This window comes from Kribbella kalugense, from assembly GCF_004365875.1.
Classification (GTDB): domain Bacteria; phylum Actinomycetota; class Actinomycetes; order Propionibacteriales; family Kribbellaceae; genus Kribbella; species Kribbella kalugense.
Genome location: NZ_SODF01000003.1, coordinates 657,304 through 675,122, shown reverse-complemented (window position 1 = coordinate 675,122; position 17,819 = coordinate 657,304). Strand labels below are relative to the sequence as shown.

Sequence of the window (17,819 nt, the reverse complement as noted above, 5' to 3'; positions counted from 1 at the left end):
GTGGCCTTCCTACGCCGAGACGATGTCAGTCACCGTACTAGCCAAGCACTGGAGTCACCCGACGTTTGGCCGTGGCTTGAAGCGCCGGACCTCGTGCGGCCAGCCGCATCCCTCCGCGATCTTGGCCGCCCACAGCTTGGCGGTCTCGTCATCGGGCACGCTCACCACAGCGAACCCGCCCAGAAACTCCTTGGTCTCGATGTACGGTCCGTCAGTCATCAACACCTCGCCGCTGGTTGGGTCGGCGCTGTAGACCGGGCCGTCCTCTTCCTCCAGCCCGCCGGCGAAGACGTAAACGCCGGCCGCCTTCATCTCTTCCACGACCGCCCTCGCGAGTGGCCCGCGCCCGCGGAACCACTCCTCGGTGTGGTCGCCCACCCACTGCTGGTTGAAGTAGAGGAGGTACTCGGGCATGGCTGCTCCTTCGGCTCGAGCGGACCCGCTGTCCGCCTGCACCAACGCTACGAACGGCGTCCGGTGAATCCGACAAAGCTAGCGGCAAAAGTTCCGGGATTAGTTCCGGAACCGGTAGGGGGTGTTGGTGGGGGAGCGCGCGACCTAGAGTCGGCCTGCTTGTAAGGGCTTTCCACCAGCTGGGAGGGTTTTGTGAGGCGGAGTCTTGGGTTGGCGGTTGTCGTTGGGGTCGTGGCGAGTGGGTTGGCCGCGGGTGGGGTGCCGGCGGCGGCTCAGCGGGGTGCTGTCGTGAGTGGGACGTACTCGAGTGGGGCGGCGAAGGCTTGGCAGCCGTTGCCTTCGGCGTACGTCGGGGGTGATCAGAGCGGCCCCGTGGATGCGACTGTGGTCGTTGACCCGAGCACACTCCGGCAGAAGTACTCGGGCGTCGGGTTCTCGTTGGACGAGACCAGTGTTTCCAATCTGTGGAAGTTGACACCGGCCGAACGCGAGCGAGCGGTCAAGCTGCTGGTTGACCCGAAGAGTGGTGCGGGGCTGGATCGGTTCCGCCTCACCATCGGGAGTCCGGATCTGATCGAGCACCTGCCGTTCTGGTCGTACGACGAGTTGCCGGCCGGCGTGACCGAGGACCGCAGCCTGAAGTACTTCTCGATCAAGCGGGACGTCGACGCGCACATCGTGGACACGGTGAAGCTGATCCAGAAGTACAACCCGAAAGCCACGTTCTTCGCGTCAGCCTGGAGTGCGCCGGCGTGGATGAAGACCAACAACCGGTTCACCGGCGAGGTCGCCTTGCAGCCCGGGAGTACGACGTCGTACTACCAAGTGGGCAAGCTCCGGGACGACAGTATCGACGTGTTCGCGAAGTACTACGTGAAATACCTGCAGGCGTATGCGAAGTACGGGATCAAGGTCGATGCGCTGACCTTGCTGAACGAGCCGGGGATCGATGTGGTTTATCCGGCGATGGACATCAGTGTCGAACAGCAGCAGAAGCTGGCGGTGGCCATCAAGCAGGAGGTCCGCCGGGCCGGCCCGCACACGGATCTGTACGTGCATGACTTCAACTTCTGGGACTGGAAAGACCCGAACAGTACGGAAACAAAGAACTATTACCGGATCTTCAACGACCCGAAGGCGCTCAAGGCCGCGGATGCGATCGCATTTCATCCGTATTGGGGTGACCCGACGGTGATGCGGGATGCGTTCGAGCAGTACGGGAAGCCGGTGCACATGACGGAGACGAGTGACCTGTCTCCGGCGACGATTCTGAACTACTTCCGGCTGGACGCGTCGTCGTACGTGATGTGGGCGCAGACGACCGATCAGGACGGCGGCACGCTGCACTGGACGCCGGCCCGAGACAACAACGTGGACTGGGACGAGGTCGCGCGTACGACGAAGTGGCCCGATCGGCTGGTCAAGGTGAACACGATCACCAAGACGTTCACCGTGCGAGACGAGTTGTACGCGATGGGACAGTTCGCGAAGTACCTCGGTCCGGAGCACACGCGGGTCGAGTCGAGCGCGACCGCCAACGGCATCAGCAACGTGGTGTACAAGGACGCAGGCGACAACTTCGTCGCGATCGTTGGGAACTCCAACGCAACGGCCAGCAAGGTCCGCGTCACGATGGCTGGCAAGTCGTTCACCGTGACGGTTCCGGCCAACGCCTACGCGACGTACCGCTGGCACGGCGACGTACCGCACCGCGACCACGCGCCGGTGCTGCAGGCGGTTCCCGATGTGACTGCTGATCAGTACCAGACCACGCAGCTCCAGCTCCACGCGACCGATCGCGACAACGACCGGCTTGCGTACTACGCCACCGACCTGCCGAGCGGAGTCAGCCTGGACGGCAACACCGTGACCATCCACCCGACGGTCGCCGGCGTGCTGGACCTCAAGTTCCGCGTCACCGACGGTGCGTCGCACGACGAGATCACGGTGCACGTGAACGTACGGCCGCACGGCGCCCCGGTCGGGGAGAAGGTCGAGGCGGAGTCGTACGTCGCTCAGCACGGCTGGACCGATGGTGGCGCCAACTTTGTTGAGAGCAACTCTGCGGCGAGCGGCGGCAAGGATGTTGGTTGGACGGCGCCGGGGAACTGGCTCAAGTACAGCGTCGACATCGCGCAGGCGGGCACCTACAACCTCGAGCTGCGCGTCGCCAATGGCACGGGAGCCCCGGCGACGGATGCCATCTCGATCCGCGACGCAACGGACGCAACACTCGCGAAAGCCACAGTCCCGGACACCGGGGGTTGGGGCAACTATCAGTCGATCACGACTCAAGTCACGCTCCCGGCCGGCGAGCAAGACCTCACCGTGTACTGCGAGACCGGCGGCTTCAACCTCGACTACCTGCGCCTCAGCAGCTAGTCGAGTTGGTCAGGAATCGAGAAGCGGACCGGGGTCGCCCGAACCTAGCTTGGAGGCATGACAAACCTTCAAGGTGTGGTTCTGGAAGTGGCCGACGTTGTGGCGGCCGAGCGGTTTCTCAAGGATGCCTTCGGGCTGGACGAGCGGGTGCGGGTGCGTGAGTCCGCAGCCGAGACGAGTGGCTTCCGCGGCTTCACGTTGTCGTTGACCGTAGGGCAGCCGAGCACGGTGAGCAGCCTGTTCGACTCCGCGGTCGGCGCCGGTGCCACGGTGGTGAAGCCGGTGACCAAGTCGCTCTGGGGGTACGGCGGCGTGGTGCAGGCGCCCGACGGGACGATCTGGAAGATTGCCACGTCGGCGAAGAAGGACACCGGTCCGGCGACGCGCGAGATCGACGCCGTCGTACTGCTGCTGGGTTGCGAGGATGTGGCCGAGAGCAAGAAGTTCTACGTAGACAACGGGCTGACGGTGGCGCGGAGCTTCGGACGCAAGTACGTCGAGTTCGACGCCACCGGCCCGGTGAAGCTGGGGCTGTACGGGCGGAAGGCGCTGGCCAAGGACGCCGGCGTACCGGTCGACGGCAGCGGCGCGCACCGGATCGCGCTAGATATGGATGCGGGCAGCCAGGTCGACCCCGACGGCTTCGCCTGGGAGCCGGCGGCCTGATGCAGTCAGCGCCAGTCGCTGCGGTCGGCCGTACTACCGGGGACCGGGTCGCGATCGCCCGGCTGGCGTTACAGGCACCACGTGAAAAGGGGCCTGGAGGCGAACTAGTCCGCCTCCAGGCCCCTTTAGCCTGGTGATCCGTGAGAGCACTACTGGTATCAGTTAGCCGGCCAGCGCGAGCGACAGAGTCGCGTAGTTGATGACCGCGCCGAGCGCCTTGCTGTCGGCGGGCGAGCCGGCCGTCGAGATCTCGACGTCGGCGCTCTTGCGGCCCTGCTGACCGACGTACCGGGTCGCGACCCAGCGAGTGGCGTTGCCGCTCTTGTACGTGTAGACCACGGTGCTCACGGTCAGCCGGTCCTGGTGGTTGGTCGAGTTCATCCCGACCGTCGAGGTGCCGACGATGTGCAGACCGCGGGTGCCCTTGAGCGCGGCGATCTTCCGGTTCAGCGCGGTCACGGTGCCGATGTTGTTGTTGTAGTTGATGTTGAACCGGATCATCCGGTTGTTCGCGCTGTCGTCGAAGCGCGTCTGCCAGTTGCCGAGCTCGACCGCGCGCCAGGTGGACGGCAGCACCGCCATCGCGTGGTTGCCCTCGCTGTAGTGCACGAAGAACCGGGTCTTGTACCGCACCGGTGTCGACGCCGCACTGTTGCTCGCAGCAACCGTCTTGACCTGCTCGGTCGCGGCGTTGCTGGGCAGCGCGCCACCCAGCACGAGCGCCGCCGCGCCTGCCAGCGCAGCCACCCCGGAGACAGCCCCCGCAACAATCCCGAACCGCTTCATTCTTGTCTACCCCCAGATCAATTCGCTGCCTCCTTGGCCGCGCACCGGATGAGACTCCAGCTCGTTCGGAAAAGTTGCCGCCAAACTCTCGACCTTCGTCAGCAGCCCGTTGAGACTGACGGCATGGGTGGGGGAATGGTGTCGATGTTGTTCTCCGACATCGAGGGGTCGACGGTGCTGCTGCGCCGGCTGGGGGATCGGTACCTCGATGCGCTGGAAGGACATCGCCGGATCCTGCGGGCGGTCTGGACGACGTACGGCGGGACGGAGCTGGGGACCGAAGGGGACAGCTTCTTCGTCGTGTTCCAGACGGCCGGGGACGCGGTGCGCGCGGCGGTCGACGGGCAGCGCGGTCTGGCGGAGCACCGGTGGCCGGGCGGCGAGCGGTTGCGGGTGCGGATGGGGATCCACACCGGTACGCCGGGTGTGCACGAAGGCGACTACTGGGGGATGGACGTCCATCTCGCCGCGCGTATCGGAGCGGCCGCACAGGGTGGTCAGGTGCTGGTGTCAGCGGTCACCAGCAAACTTGCCCAGCTGGCCGACGGCGTGACGCTGCGCGACCTCGGAACCCATCATTTGAAGGACATTCCGGAGCCGGAGCACCTCTTCCAGGTCACGATCGACGGTCTGCAGACCGACTTCCCGCCGCCGCGCACCCTCGGTACGTCGACCAGCCTGCCGACCCCGGCGACCCCACTGCTCGGCCGGGAGCAGGACCTCGAACGCATCCTCGGTCCGCTCGCCCAACCCGACGTACGGCTGGTCACGCTGACCGGTCCTGGTGGTTCGGGAAAGACCCGCCTCGCGATCGGTGCGGCGTCCAAGGTGACCGGCCCGGTGTACTTCGTTCCACTGGCGGCGGCCACGTCCGAGTCGGTGCTGTGGACGACGATCGCCGAAGTACTCGACGTACCGCCCCGAGAACGCGGGCGGATCGTCGGATACCTCGCCCAGCGCACGCTGCTGCTGGTCCTCGACAACCTCGAGCAGCTCCCGGACGCCGGCAAGGTCGTTGCCGAGATCATCGAAGGCGCGGCGCACGTGAAGATCGTCGCGACCTCCCGGCGGGCGCTCGGTCTGGTCGGCGAGTACCAGCACCCCGTAGGGCCGTTGCCGGTGACCGGCGAGGAGTCGGCCGCCGTACAACTCTTCATGGAGCGCGCCCACGCCGTACAGCCCGGCTTCACGCTGACTCCCGAGGTAGTTGAGATCTGCCGGTGGCTCGACGGCCTTCCCCTCGCGATCGAGCTGTGCGCGCCGCGGGTCCGGTTGCTCAGCGCCAAGGAACTGCTGGCCCGGGTCGACCAGTCGCTCGACATCGCGTCGACGAGCACCGTGACGCCGGAACGCCAACGCACCCTGCGCGAGACGATCGCCTGGTCCTACCAGCTGCTCGACCCCGAGTACCGCCGTACCTTCTGCCGCCTGTCCGTCTTCTCCGGCGGCGCCGACCTGGCCGCGATCCAAGAAGTTGCTACCGGCATCGACCCCCTCGACGCCGTCGCGGAGCTGAACGACGCCAACCTGATCACCCTCGCCGAAGGACCAGACGGCACGCGGGTCGAGCTGCTGGAGACGATCCACCGGTACGCCGCCGACGAGCTGCAGGCGACCGGCGAAGCCGCAACCATCCACGGCCGGCACGCGACCTATTACGCCGACCTGGCCGAACGACTCGAGCACCTGAAGAAGACCACGTCCGAGCCGCCGGTGGAGCGGGCCGAGTCCGACCTCGACAACTTCCGCGCCGCCCTCACCTGGGCGACCGGCCATGACCTCCGCACCGCGCTGCGTCTGTGCTCCGCTCTCGGCTGGGTCTGGCTGCTCGGGGGCTACCACGCCGAGAGCCGCCGCTGGCACGAGCAGGTCGTCGAAGCCGCGGGTACGACGGCATCACCCGAGCTGGCCGCCTGTCTTCGCGGGCTGAGCAACCTCCTGCTGATACAAGGCGAGACAGAGCGCGCCTACGAGGTCGCGACGCGCAGCCTGACCATGTCCCGGGAGCTTGAGGACGCGGCCGGCATCGCGTTCGGGATGACCGTGCTGGGCTCGGCGCAACGCCAGCAAGGCGACCTCGACGCGGCCCGGCAGACCCTGACCGACGCCGTCGATCGGCTCCGCGCCGTCGACGACGCCTGGCGACTGGCCCGGGTTCTCGGGCACCTCGGCGGTATCGAGGAGGCGCTCGGTCACTTCGACCGGGCGGAGGACCTGCTCCGCGAGTCCCTGATCATCAACGAGTCGCTCGGGGACGCGTACGAGGTGACCGTCCAGGGTCAGAACCTGGCTTATCTACTAGCGCTCGCCGACCGCGTGGACGAGGCGGGCGAGCTGGCCCGGGACCTGACGCCGACCGTGGTGGCGCTGGGCAGCCCGACGCTGACGATGGCGTTCTCGAACACGGTGATGAACATCCTGCTCCGCCGCGGCGATCCGGCCGGCGCCGCCGAGTTGTTCGGCGCGGAGGAGGCGATGGGCGAGCGGCTCGAAATCCCCAACCCGTACGCCGAGGAGGAGCTCGCGGAGGCGCTCGAACTGGTCGGCGACACGCTGTCCCATGAGGACTGGGAACGCCACCGCCAGGCGGGTCGCACCGAACGAGTGGAGGATCTGCTCACCCGGCTGGCGTTATGACACAGGTTGTATACGGCAACTGCGAGTTGTTGACCGCTGTAACCGGCCCCACCATACTGCTTGCACCGCCATCGGCGGTCTGTGGGGGCAGTTGTTTCTGGGGTTCAAATGGGGATGGGGGGGCATTGCTATGCATGCCTGGAAGTTATTTCGTGCTGCACTGGTGACAGCCGTTGCCGGTGCGACATTGGCGACGGTCCCGGTGACCGCTCATGCGGCACCGCCGACGAGTGCGATCGAGGTCAGTACGACGTCGGTCGCCCGCGGGGACACTTTTACGATCAAGCAAACCGTGTACAACGCCGACAGTTCCGTGCTGCTGGGCGGCAAGGCGACGTTGTACGCCAAGGACGCGTCACTGCCTGACATGGTCGACCTGGTGTCGTGCCCGGAGGCCACGGCGTGTGACACGCTCGGGATCGGCGTCCGCGGCGGCGTCGGCGACGTCCAGCCGGGTGAGTCCAAGACGGTCACTTTCACCTTGCGGGTCAAGGACGACGCGCCACTCGGGACGATCACGCTGCAGCACCAGTTCAACGGCGAGAACTTCTCGTTCGAGACCCTCGACGGTCCGGACCTGACCATCAAGGAGGCGCCGCAGCACGCCGACGTCGCCGTCTCGATGAGTGCCGCGGTGAAGATGGTCGGCACGGCGCGGATCACCTACACGATCACGGCGACGAACAACGGCCCGGTGGACGCGACTGCGGTCCGCGTGGTCGGGAACTTCTCGATCAAGTCGTCGTACGTCGCGACGACCTGTGCGCGGGTCGGGACCACCCGTACGGTCAACTGCGACTTCGGCACGCTGGCCACTGGCGAGAGTGCGTCGCGAACGTTGACGGTGAGCACTCTTCTGGTCGCGGTCGGACCGGTGATCGCGACGGCGGAGCGTACGGCGAGTCTGCCGAACGACCCAGTCGCGACGAACGACAAGGCGAGCCGGACCTGCACCGCGCTCACCGGGCTGATCGTCAGGTGCTGACAACGCTCTGAACCAGTAGAACGGCCGGCGGCCGCGGGATCTCGAGTCCCGCGGCCGCCGGCTCTTTTGGGTCTTACGCCTTGCATCGAGGGGTGGGTGAGGTTTACGGTCCGGGTTAACGTTTAAGTGAGTGTTAGTGAGCACTTCTTCGAAACTTGGAGCAGCTATGATCAGTCGGCGACGGTTTCTGTGGGTAACCGGTGCGGCGATCGCCGCCGGGTCCACGCTGGCGGCGTGCGGTGACGGCGGGACGGCCAGCGGCGGTGCGAAGGCCTCGAGCGATCTCGCGCTGCCGACGTACAAACCCTTCGCGGGCCTGCACCCGGACCTGGCCGGTGCCGAGTCCGGCCTCGAGCCCGGGTTCCTGAAGTTCCCGGCGGACGCGATCGCCAGCGTCAAGGCGCCGCCGCTGAAGAGCGCGGTGACCGCGCTGACCGAGACGTTCGCGACGCCTCCGCCGCCGATGGGCAGCAACCCCATGTGGCAGGCGCTGAACCAGGCCCTCGGCGCCGAGCTCCGGCTGACCATCGGCACCGACCCCGGCTACCCGGAGAAGTTCGCCACCTTGCTGGCCAGCGACTCGCTGCCGGACCTGATGTGGCTGCCGCCGAACCAGGGCATCCCGAACATCGGCCCGATGCTCGAGGCCAAGTTCCAGGACCTGACGAAGTACCTCTCCGGTGACGCTGTGCTGGAGTACCCGAACCTGGCCGCGCTGAAGCCGGCCTCCTGGCGGACCGCGGTGGTGAACGGGAAGATCTGGGGCGCTCCGATCCCGTCGACGCCGTTCGGCCAGGTGATGATGGGCAACCCGAAGACCTGGGCCAAGGTCGGCGGTCTGCAGTGCAAGACCGCGGACGAGTTCTTTGCCAAGTGCAAGGAGCTGACCAACGGGACGAACTACGCGCTCGAGCCCGCGATCGTCAACATGCTGCACATGTTCGGCGAATGGTTCGGCGCCCCGAACAGCTGGCGGGTCAACCAGGACCGCTCGCTGACCCACCTCTACGAGACGGACAACTACCGGGCCGCGGTCGAGTACGCCGCCAAGCTCTGGGCAGCGAAGGTGTTCTACCCGGACCTCAACCTGGCCGACGCGACCCCGAAGACCGTGAACGGTCAGATCGCCGCGCAGGTCACGGTCGGTCCGCGGGCGACCGCCGACTTCCGGAACCTGGACCCGACGCTGTTCGTGGACACGATGATCCCGTTCGGCCACGACGGCAAGGCCAAGCCGACGTACGACATGGGCTACGGCACGGTCGGGTTCACGCCGTTCAAGCAGACCGACGAGGGGCGGATCCGGGAGCTGCTCGCGCTGATGGACTACCTGTCGGCGCCATTTGGCACCAAGGAGTACCTGGTCAAGAACTTCGGCGTCGAGGGTCAGCAGTACCAGCTGGACGCGCAGAAGAACCCGGTGCTGACCAAGGCCGGCAACCAGCAGGCGCCCGGACTGGTCAGCGCGCTGCAGATCATGAACGCCCCGGAGAGCGTGATCTTCAACCCGGCGTACCCCGAGGACACCAAGAAGATCTACGCGACCGAGCAGCAGCTGCTCAAGTTCGCGATGCGCAACCCGACCGCGGGCACGTACTCCGACACCTCGAGCAAGCTCGGTCCGAAGCTGACTGCGGCGTTCCGGGACACGATCGTCGATATCGTCACCGGCCGGCAGAAGATCAACGCGTACGACGACGCGCTCAAGCGGTTCAAGTCCGGCGGCGGGGACAAGATGCGCGACGAGTTCGCGGCGGTACTGCCGTCGAGCGTGCCGGTGACCGGGTCCTGATCGATGCTGAAAAGGTCATCGACAACGACCCGGAAGAAGACGAGTCTTCCCTTTGCGGTGAAATGGCGCCGCGACTGGCAGATGGTGCTGCTGATGATTCCCGGCGTCGTCTTCCTGCTCGCGTTCTTCTACCTGCCGGTGCTGGGCAATGTGGTCGCGTTCCAGGACTTCCAGCCCTACCTCGGCATCATGCACAGCGAGTGGAACGGCCTGCAGAACTTCGTCAGCCTGTACGACAACCCGGACTTCTGGGACGCGTTGCGGAACACGTTGCTGCTGGCCGCCGTCCAGCTGCTGCTGTTCTTCCCGGTGCCGATCGGGCTGGCGCTGATCGTCGACTCGCTGATCAGCAACAAGATCCGGCGCTGGTTCCAGACGATCGCGTACCTGCCGCACTTCCTGTCCTGGGTGCTGGTCGTGACGCTGTTCCAGCAGTCGCTGGGCGGCGCCGGGTTCATCAACAACCTGCTCCGGCACGCGGGGCTGAACCCGATCCCGTTCATGACCAACCCGGACACCTTCCCGCTGCTCGTGGTCGCGCAGCTGATTTGGAAGGACGCCGGCTGGGCAATGATCATCTTCCTCGCGGCGCTGACCACCGTGGACGTCTCGCTGTACGAGGCGGCCGCGGCGGACGGCGCCGGGCGATGGCGGCGGCTGTGGCATATCACGCTGCCGTCGCTGCGGACCGTCATCGTGCTGCTGCTGATCCTGCGGATCGGCGACATCCTCAGCGTCGGGTTCGAGCAGTTCATCCTGCAGCGCGACTCGGTCGGTCCGGGTGCGGCCGAAGTACTGGACACCTTCACGTACTACGCGGGCGTGGTCGGCGGCGACTGGAGTAGTGGGGCCGCGGCCGGGTTGGCAAAGGGCGTGGTCGGCGCACTCTTGCTGTGGGGCGCGAACTCACTTGCTCATCGGCTCGGCGAGCCGGGTATCTTCCAAAGGCGCGGCGCATGAGACCGATCTGGAAAGAACGTCCTTCTCCTGGGTATCAAGCGATCAAGGCTTTGGTGCTCGGCGGCTTCGCGCTCGTGATCGTCGTACCGATCCTCGTCGTGATCTCGACCTCGCTGGCCAGCGACCGCGACATCATCGACGCCGGCGGGTATGTGCTCTGGCCGTCGCACCCGACGTTCAAGGCGTACCAAACGTTGTTCAGCGGTGGCCTGATGGGACGGGCGATCCTGGTCAGCGTCTTCGTGACGGTCGTCGGTACGGCGATCGCGCTGGCCGTCACGATCGCGCTGGCCTACGCCACGTCGAGACCGGTGCTGTTCGGCCGGCCGGTGTTGCTGATGGTGCTGTTCACGTTGCTGTTCGCGCCCGGGATCATCCCGATGTTCCTGGTGGTGAAGCAGTTGGGGCTGCTGGACAGCCTGTGGTCGCTGATCCTGCCGGGGGCGTTGGGCGCCTTCAACTTCGTTGTCCTGCGCACCTTCTTCATGAACGTGCCGGGCGAGTTGCTGGAGAGCGCCCGGATCGACGGCGCGAGTGACTTCGTCATCCTCCGGCGGATCGTGCTGCCGCTGTCGAAGGCCGTGGTCGCGGTCGTCGGGTTGTTCTACGCGGTCGGGTTCTGGAACGCGTTCTTCAACGCGCTGCTGTACCTGAACGACACGTCGAAATGGCCGGTCCAGGTGATCCTGCGGACCTACGTACTGCAGGGCAAGTCGCTGTCGGCGGACCAGCTCGGCGTACATCCGCCACCGCAACCGCAGTCGCTTCAGATGGCCGTGGTCGTTGTCGCGCTGGTTCCGATCGCAATGGTGTACCCGTTCCTGCAACGCCACTTCACCAAGGGCGTTATCACCGGCGCTGTTAAAGGCTGATCTGCGAGAATTGGTGCATGTCCTCACCTGCGGCCGATCGGCCGACGCTGCGCATGGTGGCGAAGGAGGCTGGTGTCTCGGTCGCGACCGTGTCCTACGTGCTGTCCGGGCGCCATCGCAGCCACACGATCAAGGACTCGACCGCGACCCGCGTCCGTGACGCGGCGTCGCGGTTGGGCTACCGGCGCAACGACGCGGCCCGCGCGATCCGGACCGGGAAGTCGGACTTGGTCCTGCTCTCGCTCAGCGTGCTCGCGGACCCGTGGTCGCAGGCAGTCGCGGCGACGGTCAGTACGGCGGTGACCCCGCTCGGCAAGACCGCGCTGATCGTGGCGGACGGTGACTGGCGGACCGTGCTGTCGAACCGGACCCCTGACGTGATCTTTATCGACAGCGTCAAGCCGGATGCGTTGCAGGTCGCCGAGCTGGAGGCGTTCGCGGCGCAGGGCGTGCAGATCGTCGCGTTCAGCGAGACGCTCGAACCGGAGGGCTTCGACGTGATCCGGTCGGGGGCCGAGCCGCGCTGCCACCTCGCCGTGGAGCACCTGCTCGAGCATCACGACCGGGTCGGCGCGCTCACCTCGCGCACGACCGGGTTCGCCCGCTTCGACGCCTACGTGAACACGCTCCACGCGGCCGGCCAGCAAATCCGGCAGGACGACATCGAGATCTTCGAGCAGCATCCGGAGGGCGCGTACCGGGCCGCGATGGCGCTGCTCAGCAAGCCGGACCGGCCGACGGCGATCTACTGTACGACGGACTTCGCCGCGATCGCCGCCGTACGGGCAGCGCATCGGCTGCGGATCGACGTACCGCGAGAGCTCGCCATTGTCGGGGTCGGAAACACTCCGGAGGGCGAGCACCTCGACCCGTCGCTGTCGACGGTCGGACCGGTCGAGTTCAACGACTCGCTCGCGCGGATCATCGTGAGCAGGTTGACCGATCGAGAGGGTGCACCAGGTGAGGTGTTCGACTTCCCATGGCAGCTGATCGTGCGCGAGTCGTCGACGGTATGAGGCAGCCGAACGTCGTACTGATCTGTGTCGACGAGTGGCGGGGCGACGCGTTGTCGTGCGCCGGTCATCCGTATGTCGAGACTCCGCACATCGACGAGCTGGCGCGGTCGGGGGTGCGGTTCAGTAGCGGGTATTCCGCGACGCCGACATGTGTCCCGGCGCGGGTCGCGTTGTTCACCGGGCAGTCCCAGGAGCGGCACGGGCGGGTCGGGTACACCGACGGCGTGCCTTTCGACGTGGCGCATCCGGTGACGATTCAGGGTGAGTTCCGGCGGGCGGGGTATCACACGCAGGCGATCGGGAAGATGCACGTCTGGCCGGAGCGGGCGCGGCTCGGGTTCGACGACGTCGTACTGCATGACGGGTTCCTGCATCACTCGCGACGGGCGCATCGGCAGCAGTTCGGGTTCTTCGACGACTACGTGCCGTGGTTGCGGCGGCAGCCGGGGGTTTCGCCGGATGCGGAGTACTTCGATCATGGCGTGAACTGCAACTCGGTGGTCGCGCGGCCGTGGGACAAGGCGGAGTCGTTGCATCCGACTCATTGGATCGGCACCCAGACGATCGACTGGTTGTATCGGCGCGATCCGACGCGACCGTTCTTCTTGTACTTGTCGTTTCATCGGCCGCATCCGCCGTACGACCCGCCGGCCTGGGCCTTCGATCGGTACGACGCGTTGCCGCCGTACGAACGCGAGCTGGGCGACTGGGAGAGCGACTGGGACGAGTTCCGGCGGGACGGGGACTACCAGGCGTCGATCGGGGACCTGCCGGATCGCGTCGTCCACCGGGCGCGGGCCGGGTACTACGGGCTGATGGCGCAGATCGATTTGCAGCTCAACCGGATCCGGGAGGCGCTGGTCGACTTCGGGGTGTACGACGACACGATCATCGCGTTCACCTCCGACCACGGCGAGATGATGGGCGACCATCGGATGTTCCGGAAGTCGGTGCCGTACGAGGGGTCGGCTCGGGTGCCGTTCATCGTTGCGGATCGTGCTTCGGCTCCAGACGCTAGCCGTGGTCGGGTGGTTGATCAGGTCGTCGAGCTGCGCGACCTCATGCCGACTTTGCTGGACCTGGCCGGCGTACCGATTCCGCCGTCGGTGGATGGGTGCTCGCTGGCTCCGTTCCTGCGGGGATCGTCCGTGCCGGTGCGCGAGTGGTTGCACGGGGAACACGTGCACTTCGGGCAGTCGATCCAGTGGGTGACGGACGGCAAGACGAAGTACGTGTGGGGTTCGGAGCGCGGTGTGGAGCAGCTGTTCGACCTCGTCGAGGATCCGGGGGAGCTGCGGAATCTGGTTGCCTCCCGCCCCGAGTTGCGTGCACTGTGGCGGGAGCGACTGATCCAGGACCTGACCGGCCGCGAGGAAGGCTTCGTTGCTGACGGCAACTTGGTGACCGGGCGGCCGGTGACGACGATCCTCGGGCATACAAGGGAGAGACTTGCTGTCTGACGACTGGGCGCCGGTAGAGATCGGCGAGTCCGATACGTCGGTCTACCGGCGGGGTGGCGTGTTCGCCAAGTGTTGCGGGCCGTCTGGTGTCGCGGAGCTCGTTGCCGAGCGGGACCGGGTCGAGTGGCTCGCGGGGACTGGGTTGCCTGGGGCATCGGTCGTCGACTGGTTGGAGTCGGCGGATGGCGCTTGTTTGATGACGTCTGCGGTGCCGGGCGTCGCTGGCGACACGCTTCCGCCGGCGGCGTACGACCGCGCGATGCGGAGCTTCGGTGCGGTGCTGCGGGATCTGCATTCGTTGACCGATTGCCCGTTCGAACGCCCGTTGGCGGACGTGATCGCGACCGCGACAGACGTCGTACGCCGGGATGCGGTGAACCCCGACTTCCTTACCGACGAGTGGCGCCTGCTGAAGCCATCAGAGCTACTCGACCAAGTAATTGCCGAGCGCCCCTATATCGAAAGCGTCCTCGACCCCGTCGTCTGCCACGGCGACGCCTGCCTACCGAACATCTTCTTTGATCCGGAGACCCTTGAGGTCACCGGCCTGATCGACCTCGGCCGCCTCGGGATCGCGGACCGTTACTCCGACCTCGCCCTGACCACTATTCAATTCCACGACGAGTGGTCCGCCGACTCGACCCCGTTCCTCGAGGCTTACGGCGTACCTGAGCCGGATCGTCGGCGCCTGCACTTCTTCCGGCTCCTCGATCCGCTGACCTGGGGCTGATCCGATGGGCATCCCGATCGAGATCGTCGCGCTCGTCGTTTCCCGCCGGCACGCCTTCGAGGGTCGCCCACAAGACGGCCCGCGCCCCGATCCGGAACCGGTCGCCCGGACCGAGATCGAACTCCGCGCCGAACTGGGCATCGTCGGGGACCGCTACTACGCCCAGAAGATCCACAAGAACGCCGCCGTCACCCTGATCGACGCCGCCTCCCTCGACGAGGTGGTCCGCGTTCTCGACCTTCCCGAACCCCTCGACCCTCACCTCGCCCGCCGCAACATCGCCCTCCGTGGATACCCGATCGACGAGTTGGCGGCGCATCGGGCGGCGGACGGAACTCGTGTTGGTGGGCGTCGATTCGCGGTGGACTCCGGAGCCGGGTCGGTTGTGTTCCAGGCCAATCGGCCGGCCAACCCGTGCGCCTGGATGGATGCGGTCCTCGCGCCCGGTGCGATGCGGGCGCTCCGCGGGCACGGCGGGATCCGGGCGACGCCGCTCACATCCGGCGTACTGCGGCTCGGGCCGGCCGAGCTCACCTTGCTGGACTGAGTTTCGGACGGCTTTCGGCCGACCGGCGTACCGTCGGATGGTGAGGCTGGTCGGGGCGATCATGATGCTGGCGGTGTTGGCCGGCTGCACCGACGCGGCGCCGACCAGCCCGGACCCGGCATCACCCGTGTCCACGCCCCGGCCCTCTGCCGACCCGACCTCGACCCCAACTGACCCGACGTCGGCCCCGACCGATCCGACGCGGACGCTCAGGCCGTCCACGCCCCCGCCCACCCTGGTGCCGCGGCCGACCGCCGCCGGCCCGGTGACCATGTCGATCCCGGCGATCGGTGTCCGCGGGTTGCGGGTGGTCGCGTATACGGGCACGGCAGACGATCGGCCGGGGACCAAGATCCAGGACCGAGGGGTGGCCGCGAGTCCGCGCGGGAAGGCCGGCGGGGTCGGCCCGGGTGAGATCGGGAACTTCATCATCACGGGGCATCGCGTCAGCCACGGACGCCCGTTGGAACGCGTGCCGGAGTTGCGGAACGGCGACCACATCCTGATCACCGCGGGCGGGACCGTGTACGACTACGTGGTCAGCCGGACGATGACGATCTCCTTCCGGAAACCCGCCGAGAAGGCCCAGCAGAACGCCGCCGTACCCGGACAACCGGGCGTCCGACCGACCCGCGCGATGATCTCGATCTCCACGTGCGCCACTCTGGAAGACCACGCCGCCGGCAACTACTGGCACGACGAACTGGGCAACCCCGAACACCGCATCAACAAGATCGGCACCCTGGTCGCTACTCGTCCCGCCTGATCCGGTGGGTGCCGTGAGGGCCGACGTGGAAGCGGAAGCCGTGGGGTGTGCTCCATTCGAGGGTCTTGTAGTCGACGCGGTGCACGTTCCAGCCGTGGGCGTGGGTCTTCACCCGGTGGGGGTAGCGTCCCAACGGCGCGAGGTTCGTGGTCGAGGTCTGACCCGGTGGGCCGAGTGGGTCGTAGGGGCGCAGGTGGTCCAGGTCCATGGAGCGGCGGGTTTCTTGGGTGCCGTAGGGGAAGACTTCGACGGGGTGGGTGAGTTTGACGCGTTCGCGGATCCGGTCGGGGATCTCGTAGGCGTCCACACTCACCGCATCGTTCAGATCAATCACTGGTTTGACGGTGTAGGGCCCGTACCCGACCAACTCGGCGAGTTGTTCGGCGAGCATCGGTCCGAGGGTCTCGGCCCGCAGCACTCCGGTGCCGGTGGCGAGGGTGAGATCGGTGAGGTGTACATAGATCTCGGTCTGCCCCGGCCGCACCTGCACATCACCACCACCGCTGACACTGCCACTGTTGGTACCCGAGCCGTCGGCGCCGTTGGCTCCGGTGCCGTTGCCGGTGGTGTGGGGGTGGGGTTGGTTGGTGTAGGCGTCGTGTTTGATCTGGGCCAGCCGCGCGTGCAGTGCCCGTTCGGCGGTGGCGTCCAGGGGGTCGCTGTCGTCGGGGTCGGTGTGCAGGTGGGGATCGCGTAGGTCGAAGGGTTCGACCGGGCTGCTGGGTGTGTCGAGTGCGTCGGGGACATCGGCCTGGTCGTCCCAGGCCGGCTCGTCCCACCCGGTCGCCGGGTCGTGGAGCAGGTCGTCATCAACGCAAGACCCAGCCGAGCGTGCACCAGGGTCCGGGGCGGCGATGTCCGGGGCGGTCGGGTCCGGCGTACTCGGGTCAGGATTGTCGGTGCTGTCGGGATCCGGGGTGGTGGAGCGGTGGGCGCGGGCCTGGGCGAGGAGTTCTTCGGTGAAACGGGCATCGGCGATGATCCCGACCGCCTCCGCGCGGCGGGTCTGAACCCGACGGGTGTCGCCGAAGACCTTCAACGCGTCCGCGATCGCCGACAGCGTCGCGTCGTGGCGGGCGACCGCACCCGCAGCGGCCTTGATGAACATGGTTTTGGTGCCGTGTTCGTTCGACTGGCCGACGAACACGCCGCGTTCGCGGGCCTTCTCGGCGGCCTCGGCCCGGGCCTGGTCGGGGTCGACGTGCATCCGCGCGGCCTTGATGATCTTCTCCAACCGGGCCGGGGTGATCGAATCCACCAGCCCCGCGACCCGCTTGTCGACCCGGGCGGCCGCCACCTCGCACAGCTTCCTGCAGTCCGCGACGATCCGGCACGCCTTCCACGGGGTCGCCTCACCCGACATGACCCGCGCCCACATCAACGGGAACCGGTGCCGCAAAGCCAGCGCCTGACCCAGATAATCGGCCGCCACCCACGGCGAGATGCCCAGCATCACCCCGAACTCGGCGATCGCGAACTCGAGGATCTCCGGACAGCCGTCGCCACCGAGTACGACTGCCCGTTCACGGCCGTCGCACGAACGACGACCTGGGCGGCGGGCGGGGTGGGCGGAGGGGTGATAGCGGTCGGCGTAGGCGAGGGCGTGTTGGAGGAGCCGGGCCTCGGCGCGGTGCGACAGGGCGCGGAGTTCGGCGGCCGACTCCAGCAGGTCGACCGTCGGCAACGCATCCAGATCTTCCTCGAACATGTGTTCTAATCTACGCACTCGCCGAGCCTGACGCAAATCCGAGAGAGCCGAGAACCCCTTATCCACAAGGGGAAACCTCACATCGATGCGGAGCTGCA

The 17,819-nt window shown here is 66.9% G+C and carries 14 protein-coding genes and 1 pseudogene; 12 read left to right on the top strand and 3 right to left on the bottom strand.

From position 1 onward, the window contains the following. Positions 1–54: 54 nt before the first annotated feature. Positions 55–414 (bottom strand): YciI family protein, encoded by a 360-nt coding sequence (locus tag EV650_RS34525; protein WP_134123351.1) that lies wholly within the window; start codon positions 412–414, stop codon positions 55–57. A gap of 192 nt (positions 415–606) precedes the next feature. Here EV650_RS34525 and EV650_RS34520 point away from each other — a divergent pair, with 192 nt between their 5' ends. Together EV650_RS34520 and EV650_RS34515 are read left to right on the top strand one after the other, a co-directional pair. After that, entirely contained in the window at positions 607–2,796 is a 2,190-nt protein-coding gene (locus tag EV650_RS34520) for a carbohydrate-binding protein (RefSeq protein ID WP_134123350.1), read from the top strand. Positions 2,797–2,853: 57 nt separating this feature from the next. Continuing rightward, complete coding sequence (locus EV650_RS34515; protein WP_134123349.1) at positions 2,854–3,462, top strand: VOC family protein; 609 nt, start codon at positions 2,854–2,856, stop codon at positions 3,460–3,462. 162 nt (positions 3,463–3,624) lie between these two features. On the opposite strand, the gene EV650_RS34510 is transcribed toward EV650_RS34515, so the two are convergent. After that, positions 3,625–4,248: a hypothetical protein gene (locus EV650_RS34510; protein WP_134123348.1), complete on the bottom strand. Its 624-nt coding sequence runs from the start codon at positions 4,246–4,248 to the stop codon at positions 3,625–3,627. A 48-nt stretch (positions 4,249–4,296) separates the two neighbouring features. Here EV650_RS34510 and EV650_RS41600 point away from each other — a divergent pair. The 10 genes and pseudogenes from EV650_RS41600 to EV650_RS34460 form a co-directional block, all read left to right on the top strand. Beyond that, positions 4,297–4,821 (top strand): annotated as a pseudogene (locus EV650_RS41600) (adenylate/guanylate cyclase domain-containing protein); the annotation flags it as partial. A 2,227-nt stretch (positions 4,822–7,048) separates the two neighbouring features. Next, positions 7,049–7,870 carry a DUF11 domain-containing protein gene (locus tag EV650_RS34500; RefSeq protein WP_202875181.1) on the top strand — a complete coding sequence of 274 codons (822 nt, stop codon included), beginning with the start codon at positions 7,049–7,051 and terminating at the stop codon, positions 7,868–7,870. 166 nt (positions 7,871–8,036) lie between these two features. Beyond that, positions 8,037–9,662: a type 2 periplasmic-binding domain-containing protein gene (locus EV650_RS34495; RefSeq protein WP_134123345.1), complete on the top strand. Its 1,626-nt coding sequence runs from the start codon at positions 8,037–8,039 to the stop codon at positions 9,660–9,662. 3 nt (positions 9,663–9,665) lie between these two features. After that, on the top strand, positions 9,666–10,622 hold the full coding sequence (locus EV650_RS34490) for an ABC transporter permease (RefSeq protein ID WP_134123344.1): 957 nt from the start codon (positions 9,666–9,668) through the stop codon (positions 10,620–10,622). Continuing rightward, positions 10,619–11,494 carry a carbohydrate ABC transporter permease gene (locus EV650_RS34485; protein ID WP_134123343.1) on the top strand — a complete coding sequence of 292 codons (876 nt, stop codon included), beginning with the start codon at positions 10,619–10,621 and terminating at the stop codon, positions 11,492–11,494. The genes EV650_RS34490 and EV650_RS34485 overlap by 4 nt, the downstream gene beginning before the upstream one ends. A 17-nt stretch (positions 11,495–11,511) precedes the next feature. After that, the gene (locus EV650_RS34480) at positions 11,512–12,510 is read left to right on the top strand and encodes a LacI family DNA-binding transcriptional regulator (protein WP_202875180.1); all 999 of its coding nucleotides are present in this window, start codon (positions 11,512–11,514) and stop codon (positions 12,508–12,510) included. Beyond that, positions 12,474–13,970: an arylsulfatase gene (locus EV650_RS34475; protein WP_238174666.1), complete on the top strand. Its 1,497-nt coding sequence runs from the start codon at positions 12,474–12,476 to the stop codon at positions 13,968–13,970. The genes EV650_RS34480 and EV650_RS34475 overlap by 37 nt, the downstream gene beginning before the upstream one ends. Then, a complete protein-coding gene (locus tag EV650_RS34470; RefSeq protein ID WP_134123342.1) occupies positions 13,960–14,700 on the top strand; it encodes an aminoglycoside 3'-phosphotransferase in 741 nt (246 codons plus the stop codon). The genes EV650_RS34475 and EV650_RS34470 overlap by 11 nt, the downstream gene beginning before the upstream one ends. Before the next feature lie 4 nt (positions 14,701–14,704). Continuing rightward, complete coding sequence (locus EV650_RS34465; RefSeq protein ID WP_134123341.1) at positions 14,705–15,247, top strand: MOSC domain-containing protein; 543 nt, start codon at positions 14,705–14,707, stop codon at positions 15,245–15,247. Positions 15,248–15,287: 40 nt separating this feature from the next. Then, complete coding sequence (locus EV650_RS34460; RefSeq protein WP_238174665.1) at positions 15,288–16,013, top strand: class E sortase; 726 nt, start codon at positions 15,288–15,290, stop codon at positions 16,011–16,013. Here the strand turns inward: EV650_RS34460 and EV650_RS34455 are convergent. Further along, positions 15,997–17,721, bottom strand: a complete 1,725-nt coding sequence (locus tag EV650_RS34455; RefSeq protein WP_134123340.1) for a 13E12 repeat family protein — start codon at positions 17,719–17,721, stop codon at positions 15,997–15,999. The genes EV650_RS34460 and EV650_RS34455 overlap by 17 nt on opposite strands. Positions 17,722–17,819: the final 98 nt, after the last annotated feature.